The organism is Streptomyces sp. NBC_01537 (genome assembly GCF_045040445.1).
Classification (GTDB): Bacteria; Actinomycetota; Actinomycetes; order Streptomycetales; family Streptomycetaceae; genus Actinacidiphila.
The window spans coordinates 6765875-6783995 of record NZ_CP109392.1; the positions used below are offsets into that span (position 1 = coordinate 6765875).

The window sequence follows — 18121 nt, forward strand, 5'->3', positions numbered from 1 at the left end:
CAAGTCCGCCGCACCCCGCAGCCCCATGGCCCCGAGCCTGCGTGCGAAGGCCGTCACCACCGGCCTGCTGGTCCTGTTCGTGCTGTACTCCCTCGCGCCGACCTGGTTCCTGCTGGTGTCCAGCACCAAGAACCAGACCGACCTCTACTCGACCTTCGGCCTGTGGTTCTCCGCCAACCACTTCATGGACAACCTCCGTGAGATCTGGGCCTACCACGACCACCTCTTCGTCCGCTGGATCGGCAACTCGATCCTCTACTCCGGTGTCGGCGCGCTCGGCTCCACGCTGATCTCGGTGGCGGCCGGCTACGGCCTGGCCAAGTTCGACTTCCGGGGCCGGAGCGCGATCTTCGGCACCATCGTCGGTGCCTCCCTGCTGCCCGGCACGCTGCTGGCCCTGCCGCTGTATCTGCTGTTCGCCCAGATCGGGCTCACCAACACCATGTGGTCGGTGCTGATCCCGTACTTCGTCAACCCGTTCGGGGTCTACCTCGGGAAGGTCTACGCCGACAGTTCGGTGCCGGCCGAACTGCTGGAGGCGGCCCGGATCGACGGTGCGGGCGAGCTGCGGACCTTCTGGTCGATCTCGCTGAAGCTGATGACCACGGGGGCCATCACCATCTTCATGCTCGACTTCGTCGGCATCTGGAACAACTTCTTCCTTCCCCTGTTCATGCTCAACGGCGAACGCTCCTTCCCCGTCACCCTCGGGCTGTTCGCGTGGGAGAAGCAGTCCCAGTCCGGCATCAACATGAACACCCTGGTCCTGACCGGGTCCCTGCTGTCGATCATCCCGCTCGCCGTCTTCATGTTCGCCCTGCAGAAGTACTGGCGCAGCGGCGTGCTGGTCGGCAGCGTCAAATAGCTTTCGCGAAAACCCGACGAAAGGCACAGTCATGTCCACGGCCCCACGACGACGTGAGGTTCTGAAGTACGCAGGATCCACCGGCGCCGCAGTCGGCCTCGGCTGGCTGGGCAGCGCACCCGCCGCCGCTGTCACGCCCGTCGAACCGGGCTCCGCGGCCGCATCAAACGCCTCGGCAGCCGCCTGCGAGCTCCTTGACATCGTTATCTTCGGTGACTCGGCCTCCGAGTCCGCACACAACCTCGACGCCACGCTCTCCGACACCGTCACCGGCGGTCTCGGCCAGAGCGCCCGGGTGCTCAACCCCACCGACACGGCTTCGTTCTGGGGCGGCACGCTCACCTTCGACGTCAAGGTCAGCCCCACCGGCACCACATACGTGACGGTCCGGCTCTGGGGCGACGACCACGACTCCACCGCCACCGAGGCGGGCTTCGGCTCCAACAACTGGCGGCTGCAGCTCTTCTGCGAGGGCCTTCAGATCGGCTACCAGGACGAGGGCGCGGTCGACAGCCTCGACATCCTCGACACCTCGCCCCGCACCCCGGGCCGCTTCTTCTTCCACACCCTGCCGCTGCCGGAGAAGCTCACCGCGGGCAAGGAGACAGTGAGCCTGGAGATCCGCTCGATGGGCCGCATCTGGTCCTACGGCCAGAACCAGGCCCAGCTGTACCGCAACCAGACCACGCCCTCGCGTGGCATCTACCGCCTCTACACCCACACCGACCCCTGCTTCGTCCCGCCCGGGGGCGAGGTCCAGGGTGTGGCTCCGGTACCCGTGGCGCGTACCACCGGCGCGGAGGTGCTTGATGCCGTCAAGGCCCGGGTCCAGAAGGAACAGACGAATTACCTGACCACCGCCACTCCCGCCGCTATGGACGGCTGGGCGATGCAGTCGCTCGCCGAGGGCTATCTGTGGTCCGGCAGCCCCGCCTATCAGCAGGACGCCGCCGTCGAGCGTGTGCTGCAGGCAATCGACGGCCGTTATATGGCCTGGCAGTCCGACGCGGCCGTGCTCACCGGCTCGGACCAGCAGTGGCAGGGCTTCGGCCGGGTCGGGCTGTGCCTGGACCTGCTCTGGGAGCACCTCGGTGACCGGCTCGACTCGAAGGTCACCGGCTCCCCGTACGAGATAGCCAACGCCGGCTTCGAGGACGGCGGCGCCACTCCCACCTCCTGGGCCGTGCCCAGCTGGGCCTCCGGCGGCGGCGGCACCTGGGCCCGTGACACCACGGTCTCGCGCACCGGCTCGGCCTCCCTGAAACTCACCGCCACAGCCGCGAGCGGCTACAGCTACGTCTACTCCACCCCCAGGACCAAGGTCGGCTCCGGCACCTACACCTACGGCGCCTGGATCAGGACCGACGGCGTCACCGGCGCGGGTGCCCACATCGACCCGCTGTTCTTCGACGCGAGCGGCACTCTGGTCGGCAGCGACCACAAGGTGTTCTCGACCACCGGCACCCATGACTGGGAGTACGTCTCCGTCGACCTGGCGACCCCGAGCGGCGCCACCCAGATGGAGCTCCACCTGCGCCTGACCGGCCCCGGCAGCGCCTGGTTCGACTCCGTCACCCTCGTCAAGCCCACCGAACTGCGCAATCCCGGCTTCGAGAGCGGCGGCGCCACCCCCGACCACTGGGCCAAGCCCAGCTGGGCCTCCGTCGGCACCTGGGCCCGGGACACCACCGTCTCCCGCTCCGGCTCCGCTTCCCTGAAGCTCACCGCGACCGGCTCCGGCGGCTACAGCTACGTCTACGCCACCCCCAAGATCCAGGTCGGTTCGGGCACCTACACCTATGGCGCGTGGATCAGGACCGACGGCGTCACCGGCCTCGGCGCCCACATCGACCCGCTGTTCTACAACGCGAGCGGCAGCCTGGTCGGGAGCGACCACAAGCAGTACGCCACCACCGGCACCCATGACTGGGAGTACGTCTCCCTCGACATCGCGACCCCCGACGGCGCCACCCAGGTCGAGTTCCATCTGCGCCTGGCCGGCCCCGGCAGCGCCTGGTTCGACGACATCGACCTCATCGCCCCGGCCGCCGATGCCGCGGAACAGCCGGTGCGCCGGGCGGCGTACAAGACGATGCTGCAGACCAGCCGCGACTACTGGCGGCAGCACTTCCCGCACTACTCCAACCAGGCCCAGATCTGCGCCATCGGCATCTACCAGGCCAACCGCGGCCTGGGGCTGCTCGACCCGGACCTCGCCCTGCCTGAGGCCAAGGCCCGCGACTACCTCTACCAGTCCATCGGCATGGTGCCCTACCTCGGCCCCGAGGACGCGGACGGCAACCCGGCCAAGCCGCTGGGCGCCGACTACTACCAGGTCACCAAGGCGGGTCTGACCCGCGAGCTGGGCTACGTCGGCAGCTACGGCGAGGTCACCGACTGGCTGGTCATGATGTACGAGTCGGTGACCCGGGGCCACAGCGGCCAGGAGGCCCCCGAGCTGCGCGAGCAGATGATCAAGATGGTCAAGGCGCGCGGACGCTTCCGGGTCGTGGACGTGGACGGCGACAACGCCCGGGTCTCCCGGACCGAGACCGTCATCGGCTGGCGCAACGAGGTCTACCCCGGCGCGATCGCCTACGCCTCCCGTACCGCCTGGGACTCCCACCCGCTGATGTCCGCCGCCGTCTTCAAGGACCCCGACCTCGTCGGCTGGACCCAGGAGATGGTGGACGACGGCCAGCTCTACCCGCAGCTCCAGCTGATCGCCACCTACAACTGGACCCGGGTCGGCCTCAACGCACTGCGCTTGGTCTCCCGCGACTGGGACGACTTCCAGACGCTCGCCGCCCGCCCCAACCGGCTGCCCACCGGCTGGGACAGCCCCGACTTCGTCTTCACCGACGAGGAGAACGGCGCCGTCGCGATCAAGCACGGCCAGGAGGTGCTCTTCGCCTCGCTCTACTGGCGGGCCCGCCAGGGCGTCAACAACTACGCCCGCGTCCACCACGTCACCCCCGTCGACCAGCGGTCGGCGACGATCCGCCAGCACTCGGCGGGCACCACCGACGACACCTTCACCGCCCGCGACTGGATCCTGTGGGACTACGCCATCAACGACCCGGGCGCCGGCGGCATCCCGCCCGGCGGTTTCCCCCCGCCCGGCGACACCCTCCACCAGTCCCAGGAGGGCGACGTCTACAACCTCGCCCCCGTCCCGGCCGACGTCCCGGACCCGACCCTCGGCGTCCACTTCGACGGCGTCGAGACCATGCTCGTCGGTAAGGCCCCCTTCTACTACTGCGAGTACGGCGACTACCTGATCGCCATGAACACCAGCACCGACAAGGTCTTCACCCTCCCCGCCCGCCAGGACTTCGGCCCCGCCCGTGACCTGGCCACCGGCAGGACCGTCGGCGCCGGCGTTCGCCCCAAGGTCGGCCCGCGCAGCACGCTCGTCCTCCGCCGGATCTGACCGCTGCCCCATCCCGTTCCCCCTGGTCCCGTTCCCTTCACCGCACTCAGCGTCGAGTCGACAAGGAACCCCATGAACGAGCCGCAGAGTTTCCCGCCCCCTCTCACCTCCGAACTCCTGGCCCCCGCCGACCCGTACGGCCCCTCCGCCCCGCCCAGTCGGCGCCGCCTGCTGAAACTCACCGCGATCGGCGCCGGCGTGGCCGGGATCGCGGGCGCCGCAGGCCTGGCCGGGGCGACGAGTGCCGCCGCCGTCACCTCGGGCCTGACCTCGCTGACCCACCCCGGCGTGCTGCACAGCCTCGCCGACCTCAACCGGATGCGTACCAAGGTCGCCGCCGGAGCCTCACCCTGGATCGAGGGCTACAACGTCTTCGCGGCCGACTTCTTCTCGTCGTCCTCGTACGTGGTCGCGGGCGGCCGGGCGACCGTCACCCGGGGCACCAGCCCGGAAGACGGCAACATCGACCTGTGGTACGACTGCAACGCCGCGTACCAGAACGCCGTCATGTGGTACATCACCGGCGACACCGCACACGCCTCCAAGGCGCTGGAGATCATCAAGTCCTGGACGGGCGCGCTCCAGACCATCAACGGCGCCGACGCGGAGCTCGCAGCCGGGATCTACGGTGCCAAACTGGCCGCCGCCGTCGAGATCATGCACTACACCGGCCCGTCGGGCAGTTGGTCGCTCTCCGAACTCGCGGCCACCGTCGCGATGTTCGAGAACATCTTCGTGCCGCTCATCAACATCTACGGTGACGGCGGCTACGGACTGATGGGCCTCAAGGGCATGCTGCAGATCGCCGTGGCCTGCAACAACCTCACCCTCTTCAACGACGCGTACAACGCGTTCTACACCAACAGCTGCTGCGGGCTGACCAAACTCATCCAGTCCGGCACCGGCCAGTGCTGCGAGTCCGGCCGCGACCAGGCGCACACCCAGCTGATCCTGGGCTCGCTCGCCGAGATCTGCCAGACCGGCTGGATCCAGGGCCTCGACATGTACGGGGCGTCCACCTCGCTGCTGCTGTCGGGCTTCGAGTACACGGCGAAGTACAACCTCGGAAACACCGTCCCGTACGACGCCACCTTCGGGCGATGCAACTGGCACTGGTCGGCCCTGGCCACCACCGGGCGCGGCACCTTCCGGTCCATCTACGAGATGGCGTACAACCACTACGTCAAGCGGGCCGGCAAGTCCGCACCGTACACGGCACAGGTGGCAGCCGGCCTCCGGCCGGAGGGCGCGCCGTTCCAGTGCGACCATCCCGGCTTCGGCACCCTGCTGTTCTCCCTCTGACCCCCGACCTCTGATCGGACGACGCCACGTGATCCACAATCCCGTCCTGCGCGGCTTCGAGCCCGACCCGGTGATCCTGCGGGTCGGCGACGAGGACTACTACATCGCCACGTCGACCTTCGAGTGGTACCCGGGAGTGCGTCTGCACCACTCCCGGGACCTGGTCAACTGGCGTGCGCTGGGCGGCGCCCTGGACAGCCGCCGGCTGCTCGACCTGGCCGGGGTCCCCGACTCCGGCGGGATCTGGGCGCCGGGGCTGTCCTACGCGGACGGGCTGTTCCACCTGGTCTTCACGGTGGTGGACACCTACGCGGAAGGCTGGAAGGACCTGCCGAACTTCGTGACCACGGCGCCCTCGATCGAGGGCCCGTGGTCCGACCCGGTGCCGCTGCACGGCCGGGGTTTCGACGTCTCGCTGTTCCACGACGACGACGGCAGCAGCTGGCTGCTGAACATGCGCTTCGACTGGCGGCCGGAGAAGGAGTCCTTCGCCGGGATCGAGCTGCAGGAGTACGACCGTACGTCGCGCAAGCTCCTCGGGAGGCCCCGGACGATCACCGTGGGCACGGCCGCAGGCGTCGCCGAGGGCCCGCACCTCTACCGCCGGAACGGCTGGTACTACCTCGTGCACGCCGAGGGCGGCACCGGCTACGAGCACGGAGCCGCCGTCGCCCGGTCCCGCGACCTCTTCGGCCCGTACGAGCCGGACCCGGCCGGGCCGCTGCTCACCGCCCGCCACGACCCGAAGCTGGAGCTGCAGAAAGCCGGCCACTGCTCGCTGGTGGAGACCCCGTCCGGTCAGTGGTACGCGGCCCACATCACCGCCCGCCCCTACACCGAGCGCGGCCGCTGCGTCCTGGGCCGGGAGACCGCCCTCCAGCCCGTGACCTGGACCGAGGACGGCTGGCCGCGCATCACGGGCGGCATCCCCGCAGTCACCGTCCCGGGCCCCGGCCTGACGCCCGCCCCGTTCCCGGCGCGGCCCGCGGCCGACCGTTTCGACGCGCCCGTGCTCGGCCCCGACTGGTCCACGCTGCGCCGCCCCGCCGGGGAGGACTGGCTCAGCCTCACCGAACGCCCCGGCTCCCTGCGCATCCGGGGCGGCCAGTCCCCGGTCGGCCGCCGGTCCCCGAGCCTGGTCGCCCGCCGGGTCACGTCCGCTCGCTGCTCGTTCGAGACCCGGGTGACCTTCGACCCCCGCACGCCGGACCACCTGGCGGGCGTCACCGCGTACTACAACACCCGCAACTGGCACTACCTGTACGTCACCGCCGAGGACGACGGCAGCCCGGTCCTCAAGGTCCTCAGCTGCGAGCAGGGCGCCCTCACCGCCCGCCCTGCCCGGGTGCCGCTCGCCCCCGGCGCGCCCGTCGTGCTGCGGGCCGAGCTCGACGGACCCGTGCTGCGCTTCTCGTACGACGCCGGCAGCGGCCCGCGCGCCCTGCCGCTCGCACTGGACGCCACCGTGCTGTCGGACGAGGCCGCCGACGAGTTCCACGACGGCCAGCTGCGGGTCCTGGGCTTCACCGGCGCAATGCTCGGCCTGTGGGTACAGGATCTCGACGGCGCGGGCGTGCACGCCGACTTCGCCTACGCCACGTACGAGGAGGTGACGGGGTGACCACCGCCGTGGACCTCTTCCACACCGTCCTCGGACCCTCCGGCGCACCCGCCCTGCTGCTGGTCCACGGCTGGGGCGGCGATGGACGCGAGTGGTCGCCGCACGCCGAAGTACTGGCCGCCGAGCACCGCGTCATCGTCCCCGACCTGCGCGGGCACGGCCGTTCCCCCGTCCCGGACGAGGACAACACTCCGGCGGCGATGGCCCATGACCTGATGGCGCTCATCACGTGTCTGGGGATCGGTCCGGTCATCGCCGTCGGCCATTCCATGGGCGTCCAGGTCGTCAACCTGCTCGCCATCGGCCACCCGGACCGCGTACGCTCCGTCATCGCCCTCGACCCTGCCCACGGCGCGCACGGCGCCGAGCTGGACGACATCCCCCTGCGACTGGCCGCCTACCGCGAGAACGGTGCCCGCGAGGCCGCCTCGTTCGTGGCCGGGGCCTTCTCGCCCCAGGCCCCGCCCGGCCTGCGCACCGCGCACATCCGGACGGTGCTCGGCACCCCGGACCATGTCATCGCCCAGGCGTACGCGGGCATGTACACCGACCCGGGCGCGGTCGGCATCCGCCCGCACAGCGAGGCGTACCTGCGCCGCCGCACCCGGCCCGCTCTGACCGTCTGGACCTCGGCGGAAGCCGCCGAGTGGGAGCGCCGTCACCTGCACGTACCCGGCTCCCGCGTCGACCACTGGCCCGCCACCGGGCACTACCTGCATGAGGAGCGCCCGGAGCGGACCATCGCACTCATCCGGGAGTGGGCCGCTCGGGACGAACCCTGATGTGCTCGGGACTGCTCGGAGAACGTGCACTGAGGACAGGATCCCGTCAGGGGGGTTCATGCCCTTACCCCTGACAGCCGGAACTCCCACGCATCGACTTGGTGCTGTCAGCCTCGAAGTTCTGTCGTATTCGGAACCGTCACAGGTCTTGTCACCGGTGCGGCCGCCGTGCGAGTGTCCGGCCATGGTTACGTAACCATGGCCGGTTTCACGGGCCCGCATGTCTGTATACGGACCCTGGTTCATCACTGCCTCGACTCAGGTGACGAACCCGCACTCCGCCCACCGCGATTCCCGTCACTGGAGACGACATGACCAAGACTCCGACGAGGCCGATAAGACTGGCCAGCGTGATCATGGCCGGCTTCGGCGCGACACTCATGTTCCTGACCGCCCCCACCCCCGCCGTCGCCCAGTCGGCCGCCGAGACGTCAGCCGCCTCGCACGCGCCGGCGAAGCCTGGGCCGAAGGGCGGTACCAGTGACTTCCGAGGGGTGAACTGGGCAGACCCGCGGGACAACTACGCCAGTGACGCCGTGGTGCCCAGCGGGCTGTCGGTGACCGACGACTACCGCACCGTGTACCGAACCACGGGTCACATGGTGCGCGGCTTCAGGAAGAACCTGGGCGCCAACACGCTGCGACTGCCGATCAACCCGGCAAGCGTCGGCACCACCTGGTGGAAGTCGTACCGGGCAACGATCGACGCGGCCACGGCCTACGGTGACAAGGTCATCGTCAGCTACTGGGAGGCCGACACCAGCAAGGACGGCCTGGTCGACGACACGGCCGCCTGGGAAAAGATGTGGAACACCGTGGTGCGGGAGTACAAGCACAACCCGCGGGTCTACTTCGAGCCCATGAACGAGCCGCACGGCTACACCCTGGACCAGTGGGTGTCCGTCACCAGCGGCTGGCTGGCCCAGCACAAGGACGTCCCGCGCGGCCGGGTTGTGATCAGCGGTACCGGCTACAACGACAATGTCACCGGTGTCGGCGCGGCCCCCGAACTGCGGGGAACGCTGCTGTCGCAGCACTTCTACGGCTTCTGGGCCAGCTACACCCAGCAGGCCGACTGGGTCGCCGACCTCGAAGCCCGGATCGGCAAGTACGCCGGCCGGACCATCATCGACGAGGCCGGCTCCCCGATGACCATCGGTCTGAACTACGGCGCGTGGAACGGCAACATCTACACCTCGTATCTCGCGGCCGTGGCCAACACCGCCCGCAGCAAGGGGATGGGACTGGTGTACTGGCCGGGGCTGAGGTTCGGCGACGCCTATTCGATCGAGTCGCTGGACTCCGAGGGCAACCTGGTGGACAACAGCGCCACCGGAGTCGCCCTGCTGCGCTGGGGCTACGGCTTCGGCAAGACCCCGCCGGTGAACGACCTGCCGCCCGCGCCTCCCGGCGAGGTCCTGCGCGGAGTGGGCTCCGACCGCTGCGTCGACGTGCCCGGCTTCAGCACGGCCAACGGCACCCAACTCGACCTCTGGGACTGCAACGCCGGCGGCAACCAGTCCTGGAACTGGAACGCGGACAAACAACTCACCGTCTACGGCAACAAGTGCATGACGGTGGGAGGCACCGGAGCCACGGCGGGAGACCCCGTGGTCATCACCGACTGCACCGGCGCGGCGGCACAACAGTGGAACGTGAACGCGGACCTCAGTGTGACCAGCGCCGCGAACCCGGCGCTCTGCCTGGACGCAGCCGGAGCGGGCACCGGCAACGGCACGGCGGTCGATGTCTGGTACTGCAACGGAAGCAGCAACCAGCAGTGGGCCAGAAGCTGACTCCGGGGCCTGTTCCCCTCGACCACTGATCCGAACCGTGCGGGCCCTGCGAGTACCCTCGCCGGGTCCGTACGGGTCAGCGCCGCCGCGCCTCGCCTTCCGGTGAGGGCGGCGGCGCTCCGGTGCTCGCGCGGACCACCAGCCGGGTCGGGACCAAGGTCTTGTCGATCAGGTCGGGCCCAGTGCGGCCGATCTTGCTCAGCAGCTTCTGAAGACTGAGCCGGCCGACCGCGGCGAAGTCCTGCCGCACGGTGGTCAGCGGTGGCCAGAAGGCCTGGGTCTCCTCCATGTCGTCGAACCCCACCACGCTGACGTCGTCGGGAATCCGGCGGCCGAGCTCGTGCAGGGCACGCATGACACCGAGCGCCATATGGTCGTTCGCGGCGAAGATCGCCGTGACCTCCGGCCTTCGCCCCAGAGTCAACCCGTGCTGATATCCGGATCGGGTGGTCCAGTCGCCGTACAGCACCGGGGGCGGGACGATGCCGGCAGACTGCAGGGTGCGCCGCCAGGACTCGACCCGATGGGCTGCAGAGAACGAGGTCGGGGGTCCGGCGATGTGCCATACCTGCTGGTGGCCGAGTTCCAGCAGGTGTTCCGTTGCCTGACGGGCGCCCTGTGTCTGATCGGTGTCCACCACGGTGTAACCGGGGCCGGTGTCGGAGTCGACGACCACCATCGGAACCCCTGGTGGAAGGCTGAACTCCGCATCGTCCAGGAGATGTGCCTCGAAGACGAGGATCACTCCGTCGACGGCCGCCTCGCTGAGTCGGTCGTAGGCACCGGAAACCCTGCCCATGGTCGGGTCCGGCACGGGGATGAGGGTGACGGCGTACTTGGCGCGTGCGGCTTCCCTGGCAATGGCGTCGAGCGTGCGCGTGTTTCCGAACGTCCTGAGCGTGAAGGTGATGACACCGATCGTGTTGAACCGACCGCTTTTGAGCGCGCGTGCGGCTCCGTTCGGCCGGTAGCCCAATGCCTGCATCGACTCGACGACCCGCTGCCTGGTCGCTGGGTCGACGTTGGTGTGGCCGTTGGACACGCGCGAAACCGTCTGCGGTGCGACACCGGCGTGACGGGCGACATCCGCCATCGACGGCCGGGGCCGTCTGGACATGGGCTTGTCCCCAATCGCCATGATCCCTTGTTTCCCCTGTTTCTCGGGCCCTGACAACAGCCTAGGCCCACTCCCGGGGCGTCTGCGGTGCGAGATACCTCGGCAGTGAGTCCCCACGGCGGACGGCGGACGGCGGCGGACGGCGGGCTCACCGGGAGCCTGGCTGCTGCTGCGGCCGCTTTCGTACCGGCCGTCGCCTGCGTAGCCCGTCGAGGTGCACCACGCGCCGGTCGCGGTACCGCGTAGTGGTCACTGCGCCGGACGCCAGCGTGTACCGCCGCAGCGGCTCGTGCTCGAAGGATCATGATGTCGGTGCCGAGGAGTCCCTCCGGCGGACAATTATCCGCCGGGAGCGGCAACCTTTTTCGACTCGGCTACCACTAGAGATCTTTAACGGTGGGGGTTCTTCGCCTGGTGACGGCTGACGCGGGGTTCGCTATGCCGGATGTATGAGGTATCCCGATGGTGGTGGGCCGCACCATCGAGCTGATCGAAGCCATGGCACTCATAGCCCACCGTCCAGACTGTCCTGGCCTGCGAGAACGGCCGCAGAGGCTCCAATGCCAAATACCGGGGTGGAGCCTCTGCGCATTGGAAGGGAAATCCGCTGCGCCGTGGTTCGATCGCGTCCGCTGAGCTGGATTGACGTCCAGGAGTTCGTACCGGGCAGGTCTCTCAGGGAGCGTCAGGGACCAGGGAGGGACCGCAAGGACAGGAACCAACCGACGACCTCTCGTGTGCTGCCCTGAGGTTGGACAGGCTGGTCCGGGCGCCAACGGGCCTACTCCTCGCTCGGTGATCGCGAGGGGGCGAGGTCGATCCAGGCCAGGTGGGCGGGGCTCAGTTGAGACGCCATCCGCTTTCCGAACGTGAGCGTTTGGTTCGGGTGGGTGGGCATGAACTCCGGTCGGCGGCGGGAGAGGTGGGCGTGGTTCGTCCGTTCATCTGGCTCGTGGAGGTGGCTGGCGCCATCGGTGCTCGGTCTGCTGGAAGTGGGGGAGGGCAGGGCCTCCCGCTCGGGACTTGGGACAACCCTGGCGGCGGGGAGGCCGATTTCCCTTCGCGCTGAGCGCCAGGGGATTGGCGATGCGTGCCGGGAGAGACGGGACGGGAGGGGACCGAACGGGGAAGAGACCCCCGCGCAGCGGCAGCGCCTCAAACCACCGGTCCGTCGTCCACAGCGACAGCCGGGACTGCACCACCAGCTGTACCCGGTGGTGCCCCCTGCGCCACCCGTTGTGATCCCGAACCGTTCGCTTGCCGCCTCGGGTGATGCGAGGACCGGCCGTCTCGGTCAACCGCTCGTCGTCCGCTCGTGGTCTTTCCCGTACCGCACGCCACGTTTCCCGGATCTTTCTCGGATCGCCGGACGTGACCACTTGCCAGCGACCGACGATCCCCGTATGGTCGTACGAACGTAAGACATACGAACGTAATTCAAAATCCAGGGAGTCCGTGATGACATCAAATCGGCCGGTGGCACTCGTGACGGGCGCGTCCTCGGGTCTCGGCAAGGCGACAGCGCACGCACTCGCCGAGGCGGGGTTCGACGTGGTCGGGACGAGCCGGAAGACGTCGGGGAGCACTCCTAGCGGCGGTGTGACGTTCCTCGCCCTCGACGTGACCAGCGACGACTCGGTGAGCAGCGTCGTCCAGCAGGTGATCGAACGGTTCGGGCGGATCGACGTCCTGGTCAACAATGCCGGGCTCGGCATCGACGGCGCTGCCGAGGAAATCTCCGTCGCCCAGGCGCAGCGCGTGTTCGATGTGAACGTCTTCGGCCTCATGCGCATGACCAAGGCCGTCCTGCCGCACATGCGCGGCCGGGGCCGCGGACGCGTCATCAACATCTCCTCCTTGGGCGGGTTCGTCGGCAACCCCTTCATGTCCGTCTACATCGCGACCAAGCATGCGGTCGAGGGCTATACCGAGTCCCTGGACCACGAGATCCGCGAGCATGGCGTTCGGGTCCTGCGCGTCCAGCCCGGCCCCCTCAACACCTCGTTCGACGCGAATTCGGTACAGGCCGACACCCCTATGCCGGTATACGCCCACCAGCGGGCCATCTACGACGAGGTGATACAGGAGGGGCTGAGGGGTGGCGATGATCCCGCCGTCATCGCCAAGGTGGTCGTCGCGGCAGCGACCGACCGGAAGCCGAAACTGAGCTATCCCGCCGGCTCGCTTGCCCCACGCCTCAAAGTGCTGCGCCGCATCCTCCCCGCCCGGACCTTCGACAAGTCCGTGCGCAAATTCAACCGGATGACTCCCTGACACCCTGGCGGTCCGCAAGGGTGCCGATTCTGCCCGAATGTCTCTGCTGTACCCGACATCACTGGCACCTCTGATGTTCCCGAAGGTCCATCGTCGCGCAGGCGGCGCCCGGCCGTGCCGGACTCGAGCAGATGATTCGCTGGTACTTCTCCACGAGATCGGACGCTCCACGGATCCCACTAGGCAGGCGTACACCGACGGCGCACTGGTCCTCATCGACGGCTTCGCCGCCCGCCTGGCACCCCACGACCCGCCGTCGGCGCGTCTGAGGTCACTCAGCCTCCTCGGCATGCTGGCCGGGACGCTGCAGCTCTCCCGCGCCCTGACCGACCGGCAACTCGCCGACGAACTCCTCGAACAGGGCATCCACAACGCCCTCGCACTGCTGGATGCCGAGCAGCACAACTGAGACGCCATCCGCGTATCGATCACGGGGCTGGTCTGGTCGAACAGGGTTCCTGATCGGGCGAGCGCGCGAGAGACGGCGCATGACAGCAGGGCCTCTTGGCAGTTCGGGGGTGCGAACCAAACCGATCACCAGGAGACCCTGTTGCCGCAGTCTTTCGCGCTCGCGTGCGTGGAGTCCAACTCGCCGTCCCTGTCGTGTGACTGCCTCGCGCACAGGTTCGGCAACGCGATGGTGGAAAGGACGCCGAGCCGGCTGATGCGCTCGCGTCGCCTGGTGCGTTACTCGACCCTCTCTCGTTGGACCCCCGCCCGGGCGGGGGGACCGGCATGCGGGCCCGTCACCGGTGCTGCGCCATGCCCAGCTCGTCGGTGTACCGGCCGAGGGCGTCCTCGGCGGTGGGGGCGGGGCCGAACAGCTGCTCCTGGCGACGGGGGTCGGCGACGTAGCGGCCGCTGTCGAACCAGCCGAACATCGCGGCCATGTCCTTGACCAGGGGCATGAAGCGGCCGGCGACGGCTCCTGCGGCGCGGGCGACGGCGGAGGGGACAGTCCACACCTTGATCTTCTTTCCGGCCCGGTGGCTCATCAGGTCGGCCATCTCGCGCATGCTGACCGGACGGTCCCAGCCGATGTCGATGCGCTCACCGTTGTCGGCCTCGGCCTCGGCGTCGACGGCGGCCGCCAGGTACGCCGCGAGGTCGGAGGTGTGGACGAAGGTCAGCGGGACGGTGGTCTTGCCGATCCACATCAGGCGGCCCTTGTCGATCGGGTTGCCCGCCATGGTCGCGATCTGGTCGAGGAACGCCCCCGGGCGCAGTGCGACGAACGGGACGCCGAGCTGTTCGAGCTTGTCCTCGGCGATCTTCTTGTGCCAGAAGTGCGGGACATGGGGCGTCTGGTCGCTGGTGAGGATGCTGGTCAGGACGAACCGCCGGATGCCGGTGCGGTGGGCGGCCTCGGCGAGGTTGGCGTTGCCGACGGTGTCGATGTCGTGCGCGTTCTTGCCGCCGCGGGTGTAGCCGGCAGCGGTGGTGATGACGGCATCGGCGCCGTTCATGGCGGCGACGAGCGAGTCGAGGTCGAGCATGTCGCCGCGGGCGATCTCGACACCCCGCCTTTCGAGCCTGCTCGCGTCGGTGGTCCGCCGGACCAGGGCGCGGACGTTCTTACCGCGCCCCAGCAGTTCGTCGACGACCTTGCCGCCGAGGGAGCCGGTCGCGCCGACGACGAGGACGGGGAGGGTGGTGGTCATGGGGGTCTCACTTTCCATCAGGTCAGTGGTGGGGGGATTAGGTGGGCGGGGCAGCGGTGGCCGCGGACGTGGGCGCCGTCGGCCCGGTCGCTCAGGAGGCGGGCCTGTGGGCCGCGGGTGATGCGTCCGTCCTCGATGTGCGGCCGGGCCGGCGACGGGGAAAGGCTCGCCGGCCCTGCGGGGTGTTGCCCTGTCCCCCCGAAGGAGTTCCGTCCTGCTTGCCCCGGACGCGGGGGCCCCGCTCACCCCGTTCTCCCTGACGTACGGGGGTGAGCGGGCGGGTTCCGCCACATCCGCCGGCTCGGCTCACCGGGCTTCTTGCGACAGTCGGGGAGCCTGGCTCCGTTCAGCACGGGCCTTCGTGGGCCGAGTGCGCTGCAGCACTGTCCACTTCGCAGGAGCGCCGGAAACGATTCGCACTCCAGGCTGGAACCGGGGTGCAAGCCGAGGGGAGTTACTCGGACTCTTCCCGCGGAAGAGCACGGCTGTTGATCGCGTCGGCGATGGCATAGGCGATACGGACGAAGGACTCTGCCTGCTGCGCCGACAGGTTCAGCGCGGAGGTCTCCTCCAGGGCCCGCCACATGGCTGCCAGGGGCTCGCGCATGGCACGGCCCTTGTCGGTGAGGTGGACGACCAGGACGCGCCGGTCGTGTTCGGCCGGCTCGCGGATGAGCAGGCCGGTGTCCTGCATGCGGCGTAGGGACTTGGAGACGGTGGAGTGGTCCAGGCCGACGCTTTCGAGCAGCTCGGACTGAGTCTGGCCGTCCCGGTCAAGGAGGTGCATCAGCAGCAGCTCCTGTCCGGGATGCAGGTCCATCTCGCGGAGCATGGCGGCGGCGCGGGCCCGGTGAGCGCGAGCGAGCTGGAAAATCGCATAGCTCATCTGCCCCTCGCTGGCCGTAGTGGGGATGGGGGGTGTGTGGGCGGGCATGGTGCGGTTCCTCAGACGGTGTGGGTGGGGTAGTCGGTGTAGCCGGCCACTCCGCCGCCGTAGAAGGTCGCCGGGTCGGGGGTGTTCAGCGGCGCGTCAGAGCGTAGCCGCTCGACCAGGTCCGGGTTGGCGAGCGCGAGGGCGCCGACGGAGACGAGGTCGGCCGTGCCGTTGTCGACGTCCTTGGCGCGGGTGGGCAGGTCGGTGCCGGCCCGGTTGAGGATCAGCGTGGTCGGCCACAGCGCGCGCAGGGTGCCCAGCAGCTCCTCGTCGCCCGCGTGCATGACGTGGAGGTAGGCGAGGCCGAGCGGGCTGAGGGCGCGCAGGAGTGCCGGATACAGCTCGGCGGTGTCGGCCTCGGCGATGTCGTTGTAGGGGTTGCCGGGGGAGATGCGCAGGCCGGTGCGGTCGGCGCCGATCTCGTCGGCCACGGCAGCGGCCACCTCGACGGCGAAGCGGATGCGGTTGTCGAGGGAACCGCCGTAGCGGTCGGTGCGCTGGTTGGTGTTGTCGGACAGGAACTGGTGCACCAGGTAGCCGTTGGCGGCGTGGATTTCCACGCCGTCGGCGCCTGCCGCGACGGCAGCCGCTGCGGCGCGGCGGAAGTCCTCGACGGTCGCCGCGACCTCCTGCGTCGACAGAGCACGGGGTGCCGGCATCTCCTGGGGCCCGGACGCGGTGAACATCGCGCCCTGCGGCCGGATCGCCGAAGGGGCGACAGGCTGGCGCCCGTGGGGGGTGTTGTCGGGGTGGGCGATGCGTCCGGTGTGCATCAGCTGGATGACGATGCGGCCGTCGGCCGCGTGCACGGCGTCGGTGACCTTGCGCCACCCGGCGATCTGAACGTCATTGTGGATGCCGGGGGTGAGGAGGTAGCCCTGGCCGTCGGTGGAGGGCTGGGTTCCCTCGGTGATGATGAGCGCGTGCGAGGCTCTCTGGGCGTAGTACTCGGCGTTCAGCTCGGTCGGTACGCCTTCAGGTGTGGAGCGGTCACGGGTCATGGGGGCCATGACCAGGCGGTGCGGGAGAGAGATGTCACCGACGGTGGTCGGTGTCCACAGGGCCTTCAGCATGAGTGGTCCTTCGGTGCGGTGATGAACAGGTGGTGATCGGGAAAGCGGGGGCGTGGCGGAAGAAGGGGCGGGCGTGATCAGTCGAGGGTGAGGACGATCTTGCCCCGGACATGACCGGCATCGCTGACCTGCTGGGCCGTGGCGGCCTGGTCGAGCGGGTAGGCGGTGACGGTGGTGACAACCTTGCCGGTCGCGGCGTCCTGGGCCAGGGCGGCCAGGCCGGCGGCCGAGCGTTCCGGGGAGCCGCTGGAGAAGGTGATGCCGAGCTGGTACGCGCTGAAGTCGGCGATGGTGACGATGCGCTCGGTGCCGCCGCGCAGGGTGGTGGAGTCCTCCAGGGCGCCCTTTCCGGCCAGGTCGAACACCGCGTCCACGCCGTCGGGGGCGAGTGCCCGGACCCGCTCGACCAGGCCCTCGCCGTAAACGGTCGCGGTGGCGCCGAGCGAGGTGAGGTAGTCCTGATTGGCGGGGCCGGCGGTGCCGATGACACGCGCCCCGCGGGCCGTGGCGAGCTGGACCGCCAGGGTGCCGACCGCTCCGGCCGCGCCGTGCATCAGTACGGTCTCCCCGGCGGTGACGCCGAGCAGGTTCAGGACCCGCTCGGCCGTCTCGCCCGCCACCGGCAGCGCGACCGCGTGCTGCCAGTCGAGGCCGGCGGGCTTGGGGGCCACGGTGGTGGCCAGCGCGTACTGGGCGTACGAGCCGGTGTCCGACCAGCCCAGCACCTCATCGCCCACCTTCACGTCCTGCACGCCCTCACCCAGGGCGTCCACGACGCCGGCGAGCTCCCCACCGGGGATGGCGGGCAGCGGCGTCGGGAACCTGGCCTCCAGGGCCCCGGAGCGGATCTTGCCGTCCAGCGCGTTCAGACCGGCCGCCTTGACACGTACGCGGATCTGCCCGGGGCCGGGCTGCGGGACCTCGATGTCCGCCTCGCGCAGCACTTCCGTGCCTCCGAAACGGTCGAACAGGATGGCTTTCATGACGACTCCTCTCGTGTCACCACCCACTTATGTGGCTGGCCACATAATCAACGTAACAGGAAACATGTGGCTAGCCAAGTATTTGCTGACGCTCGGGCTCCGCAAGATGGGACGCGGTCGCGTCGGTCTCCTCGGGACGGCGGACGAAGCGGGAGGCGCCCCGCCGGAGCGCGCCTTGCGCGGTCAAGGGTTGCCTCGGCTGGAAGCTGGACGGCCGGGTCGGCCAGGCCCTAGCGGTGCGTGGCTTCCTTCCGGCGCCCGGCCCCCTGGCCGCGTACGT

13 protein-coding genes are annotated in these 18121 nt (G+C 69.3%); 8 read left to right on the forward strand and 5 right to left on the reverse strand.

Translation table 11 applies throughout. The features are described 5' to 3' along the window. Nucleotides 1-25: 25 nt before the first annotated feature. From OG607_RS31155 to OG607_RS31180, 6 genes are all read left to right on the forward strand, one after another. Nucleotides 26-865, forward strand: a complete 840-nt coding sequence (locus tag OG607_RS31155; protein ID WP_405737164.1) for a carbohydrate ABC transporter permease — start codon at nt 26-28, stop codon at nt 863-865. Nucleotides 866-896: 31 nt separating this feature from the next. Further along, complete coding sequence (locus OG607_RS31160) at nt 897-4298, forward strand: Tat pathway signal sequence domain protein (protein ID WP_405730548.1); 3402 nt, start codon at nt 897-899, stop codon at nt 4296-4298. Between the two features lie 72 nt (nt 4299-4370). Next, entirely contained in the window at nt 4371-5600 is a 1230-nt protein-coding gene (locus OG607_RS31165; RefSeq protein ID WP_405730550.1) for a hypothetical protein, read from the forward strand. 28 nt (nt 5601-5628) lie between these two features. Then, nucleotides 5629-7221, forward strand: coding sequence for a glycoside hydrolase family 43 protein (locus OG607_RS31170; protein WP_405730552.1), 1593 nt, complete (start codon nt 5629-5631; stop codon nt 7219-7221). Next, nucleotides 7218-8003 (forward strand): alpha/beta fold hydrolase, encoded by a 786-nt coding sequence (locus tag OG607_RS31175; protein ID WP_405730554.1) that lies wholly within the window; start codon nt 7218-7220, stop codon nt 8001-8003. Before OG607_RS31170 ends, OG607_RS31175 begins: the two co-directional genes overlap by 4 nt. A gap of 311 nt (nt 8004-8314) precedes the next feature. Continuing rightward, nucleotides 8315-9799, forward strand: a complete 1485-nt coding sequence (locus tag OG607_RS31180) for a ricin-type beta-trefoil lectin domain protein (RefSeq protein WP_405730556.1) — start codon at nt 8315-8317, stop codon at nt 9797-9799. Nucleotides 9800-9875: 76 nt separating this feature from the next. Here OG607_RS31180 and OG607_RS31185 read toward each other — a convergent pair whose 3' ends face one another. Further along, on the reverse strand, nt 9876-10892 hold the full coding sequence (locus OG607_RS31185; protein ID WP_405730558.1) for a LacI family DNA-binding transcriptional regulator: 1017 nt from the start codon (nt 10890-10892) through the stop codon (nt 9876-9878). Nucleotides 10893-12374: 1482 nt separating this feature from the next. On the opposite strand from OG607_RS31185, the gene OG607_RS31190 reads away from it, so the two are divergent. Both OG607_RS31190 and OG607_RS31195 read left to right on the forward strand, forming a co-directional pair. After that, nucleotides 12375-13190, forward strand: a complete 816-nt coding sequence (locus OG607_RS31190; RefSeq protein WP_405730560.1) for an oxidoreductase — start codon at nt 12375-12377, stop codon at nt 13188-13190. Nucleotides 13191-13227: 37 nt separating this feature from the next. Further along, nucleotides 13228-13599, forward strand: coding sequence for a hypothetical protein (locus tag OG607_RS31195; RefSeq protein WP_405730562.1), 372 nt, complete (start codon nt 13228-13230; stop codon nt 13597-13599). Nucleotides 13600-13936: 337 nt separating this feature from the next. Here OG607_RS31195 and OG607_RS31200 read toward each other — a convergent pair whose 3' ends face one another. From OG607_RS31200 to OG607_RS31215, 4 genes are all read right to left on the reverse strand, one after another. Beyond that, nucleotides 13937-14851, reverse strand: a complete 915-nt coding sequence (locus tag OG607_RS31200; RefSeq protein ID WP_405730564.1) for an SDR family oxidoreductase — start codon at nt 14849-14851, stop codon at nt 13937-13939. Between the two features lie 454 nt (nt 14852-15305). Next, a complete protein-coding gene (locus OG607_RS31205; RefSeq protein ID WP_405730566.1) occupies nt 15306-15785 on the reverse strand; it encodes a MarR family winged helix-turn-helix transcriptional regulator in 480 nt (159 codons plus the stop codon). Between the two features lie 11 nt (nt 15786-15796). Next, entirely contained in the window at nt 15797-16858 is a 1062-nt protein-coding gene (locus OG607_RS31210) for an alkene reductase (protein ID WP_405730568.1), read from the reverse strand. 77 nt (nt 16859-16935) lie between these two features. Further along, nucleotides 16936-17841, reverse strand: coding sequence for an NADP-dependent oxidoreductase (locus OG607_RS31215; protein ID WP_405730570.1), 906 nt, complete (start codon nt 17839-17841; stop codon nt 16936-16938). Between the last annotated feature and the right edge of the window lie 280 nt (nt 17842-18121).

Bases quoted from the DNA above. Each gene is read 5' to 3' on its own strand.
- OG607_RS31155 (WP_405737164.1), top strand. From the start codon at position 26: ATGGCCCCGAGCCTGCGTGCGAAGGCCGTCACCACCGGCCTGCTGGTC.
- OG607_RS31160 (WP_405730548.1), top strand. From the start codon at position 897: ATGTCCACGGCCCCACGACGACGTGAGGTTCTGAAGTACGCAGGATCC.
- OG607_RS31165 (WP_405730550.1), top strand. From the start codon at position 4,371: ATGAACGAGCCGCAGAGTTTCCCGCCCCCTCTCACCTCCGAACTCCTG.
- OG607_RS31180 (WP_405730556.1), top strand. From the start codon at position 8,315: ATGACCAAGACTCCGACGAGGCCGATAAGACTGGCCAGCGTGATCATG.
- OG607_RS31185 (WP_405730558.1), bottom strand. From the start codon at position 10,892: ATGGCGGATGTCGCCCGTCACGCCGGTGTCGCACCGCAGACGGTTTCG.
- OG607_RS31190 (WP_405730560.1), top strand. From the start codon at position 12,375: ATGACATCAAATCGGCCGGTGGCACTCGTGACGGGCGCGTCCTCGGGT.
- OG607_RS31195 (WP_405730562.1), top strand. From the start codon at position 13,228: ATGTCTCTGCTGTACCCGACATCACTGGCACCTCTGATGTTCCCGAAG.
- OG607_RS31200 (WP_405730564.1), bottom strand. From the start codon at position 14,851: ATGACCACCACCCTCCCCGTCCTCGTCGTCGGCGCGACCGGCTCCCTC.
- OG607_RS31205 (WP_405730566.1), bottom strand. From the start codon at position 15,785: ATGCCCGCCCACACACCCCCCATCCCCACTACGGCCAGCGAGGGGCAG.
- OG607_RS31210 (WP_405730568.1), bottom strand. From the start codon at position 16,858: ATGCTGAAGGCCCTGTGGACACCGACCACCGTCGGTGACATCTCTCTC.
- OG607_RS31215 (WP_405730570.1), bottom strand. From the start codon at position 17,841: ATGAAAGCCATCCTGTTCGACCGTTTCGGAGGCACGGAAGTGCTGCGC.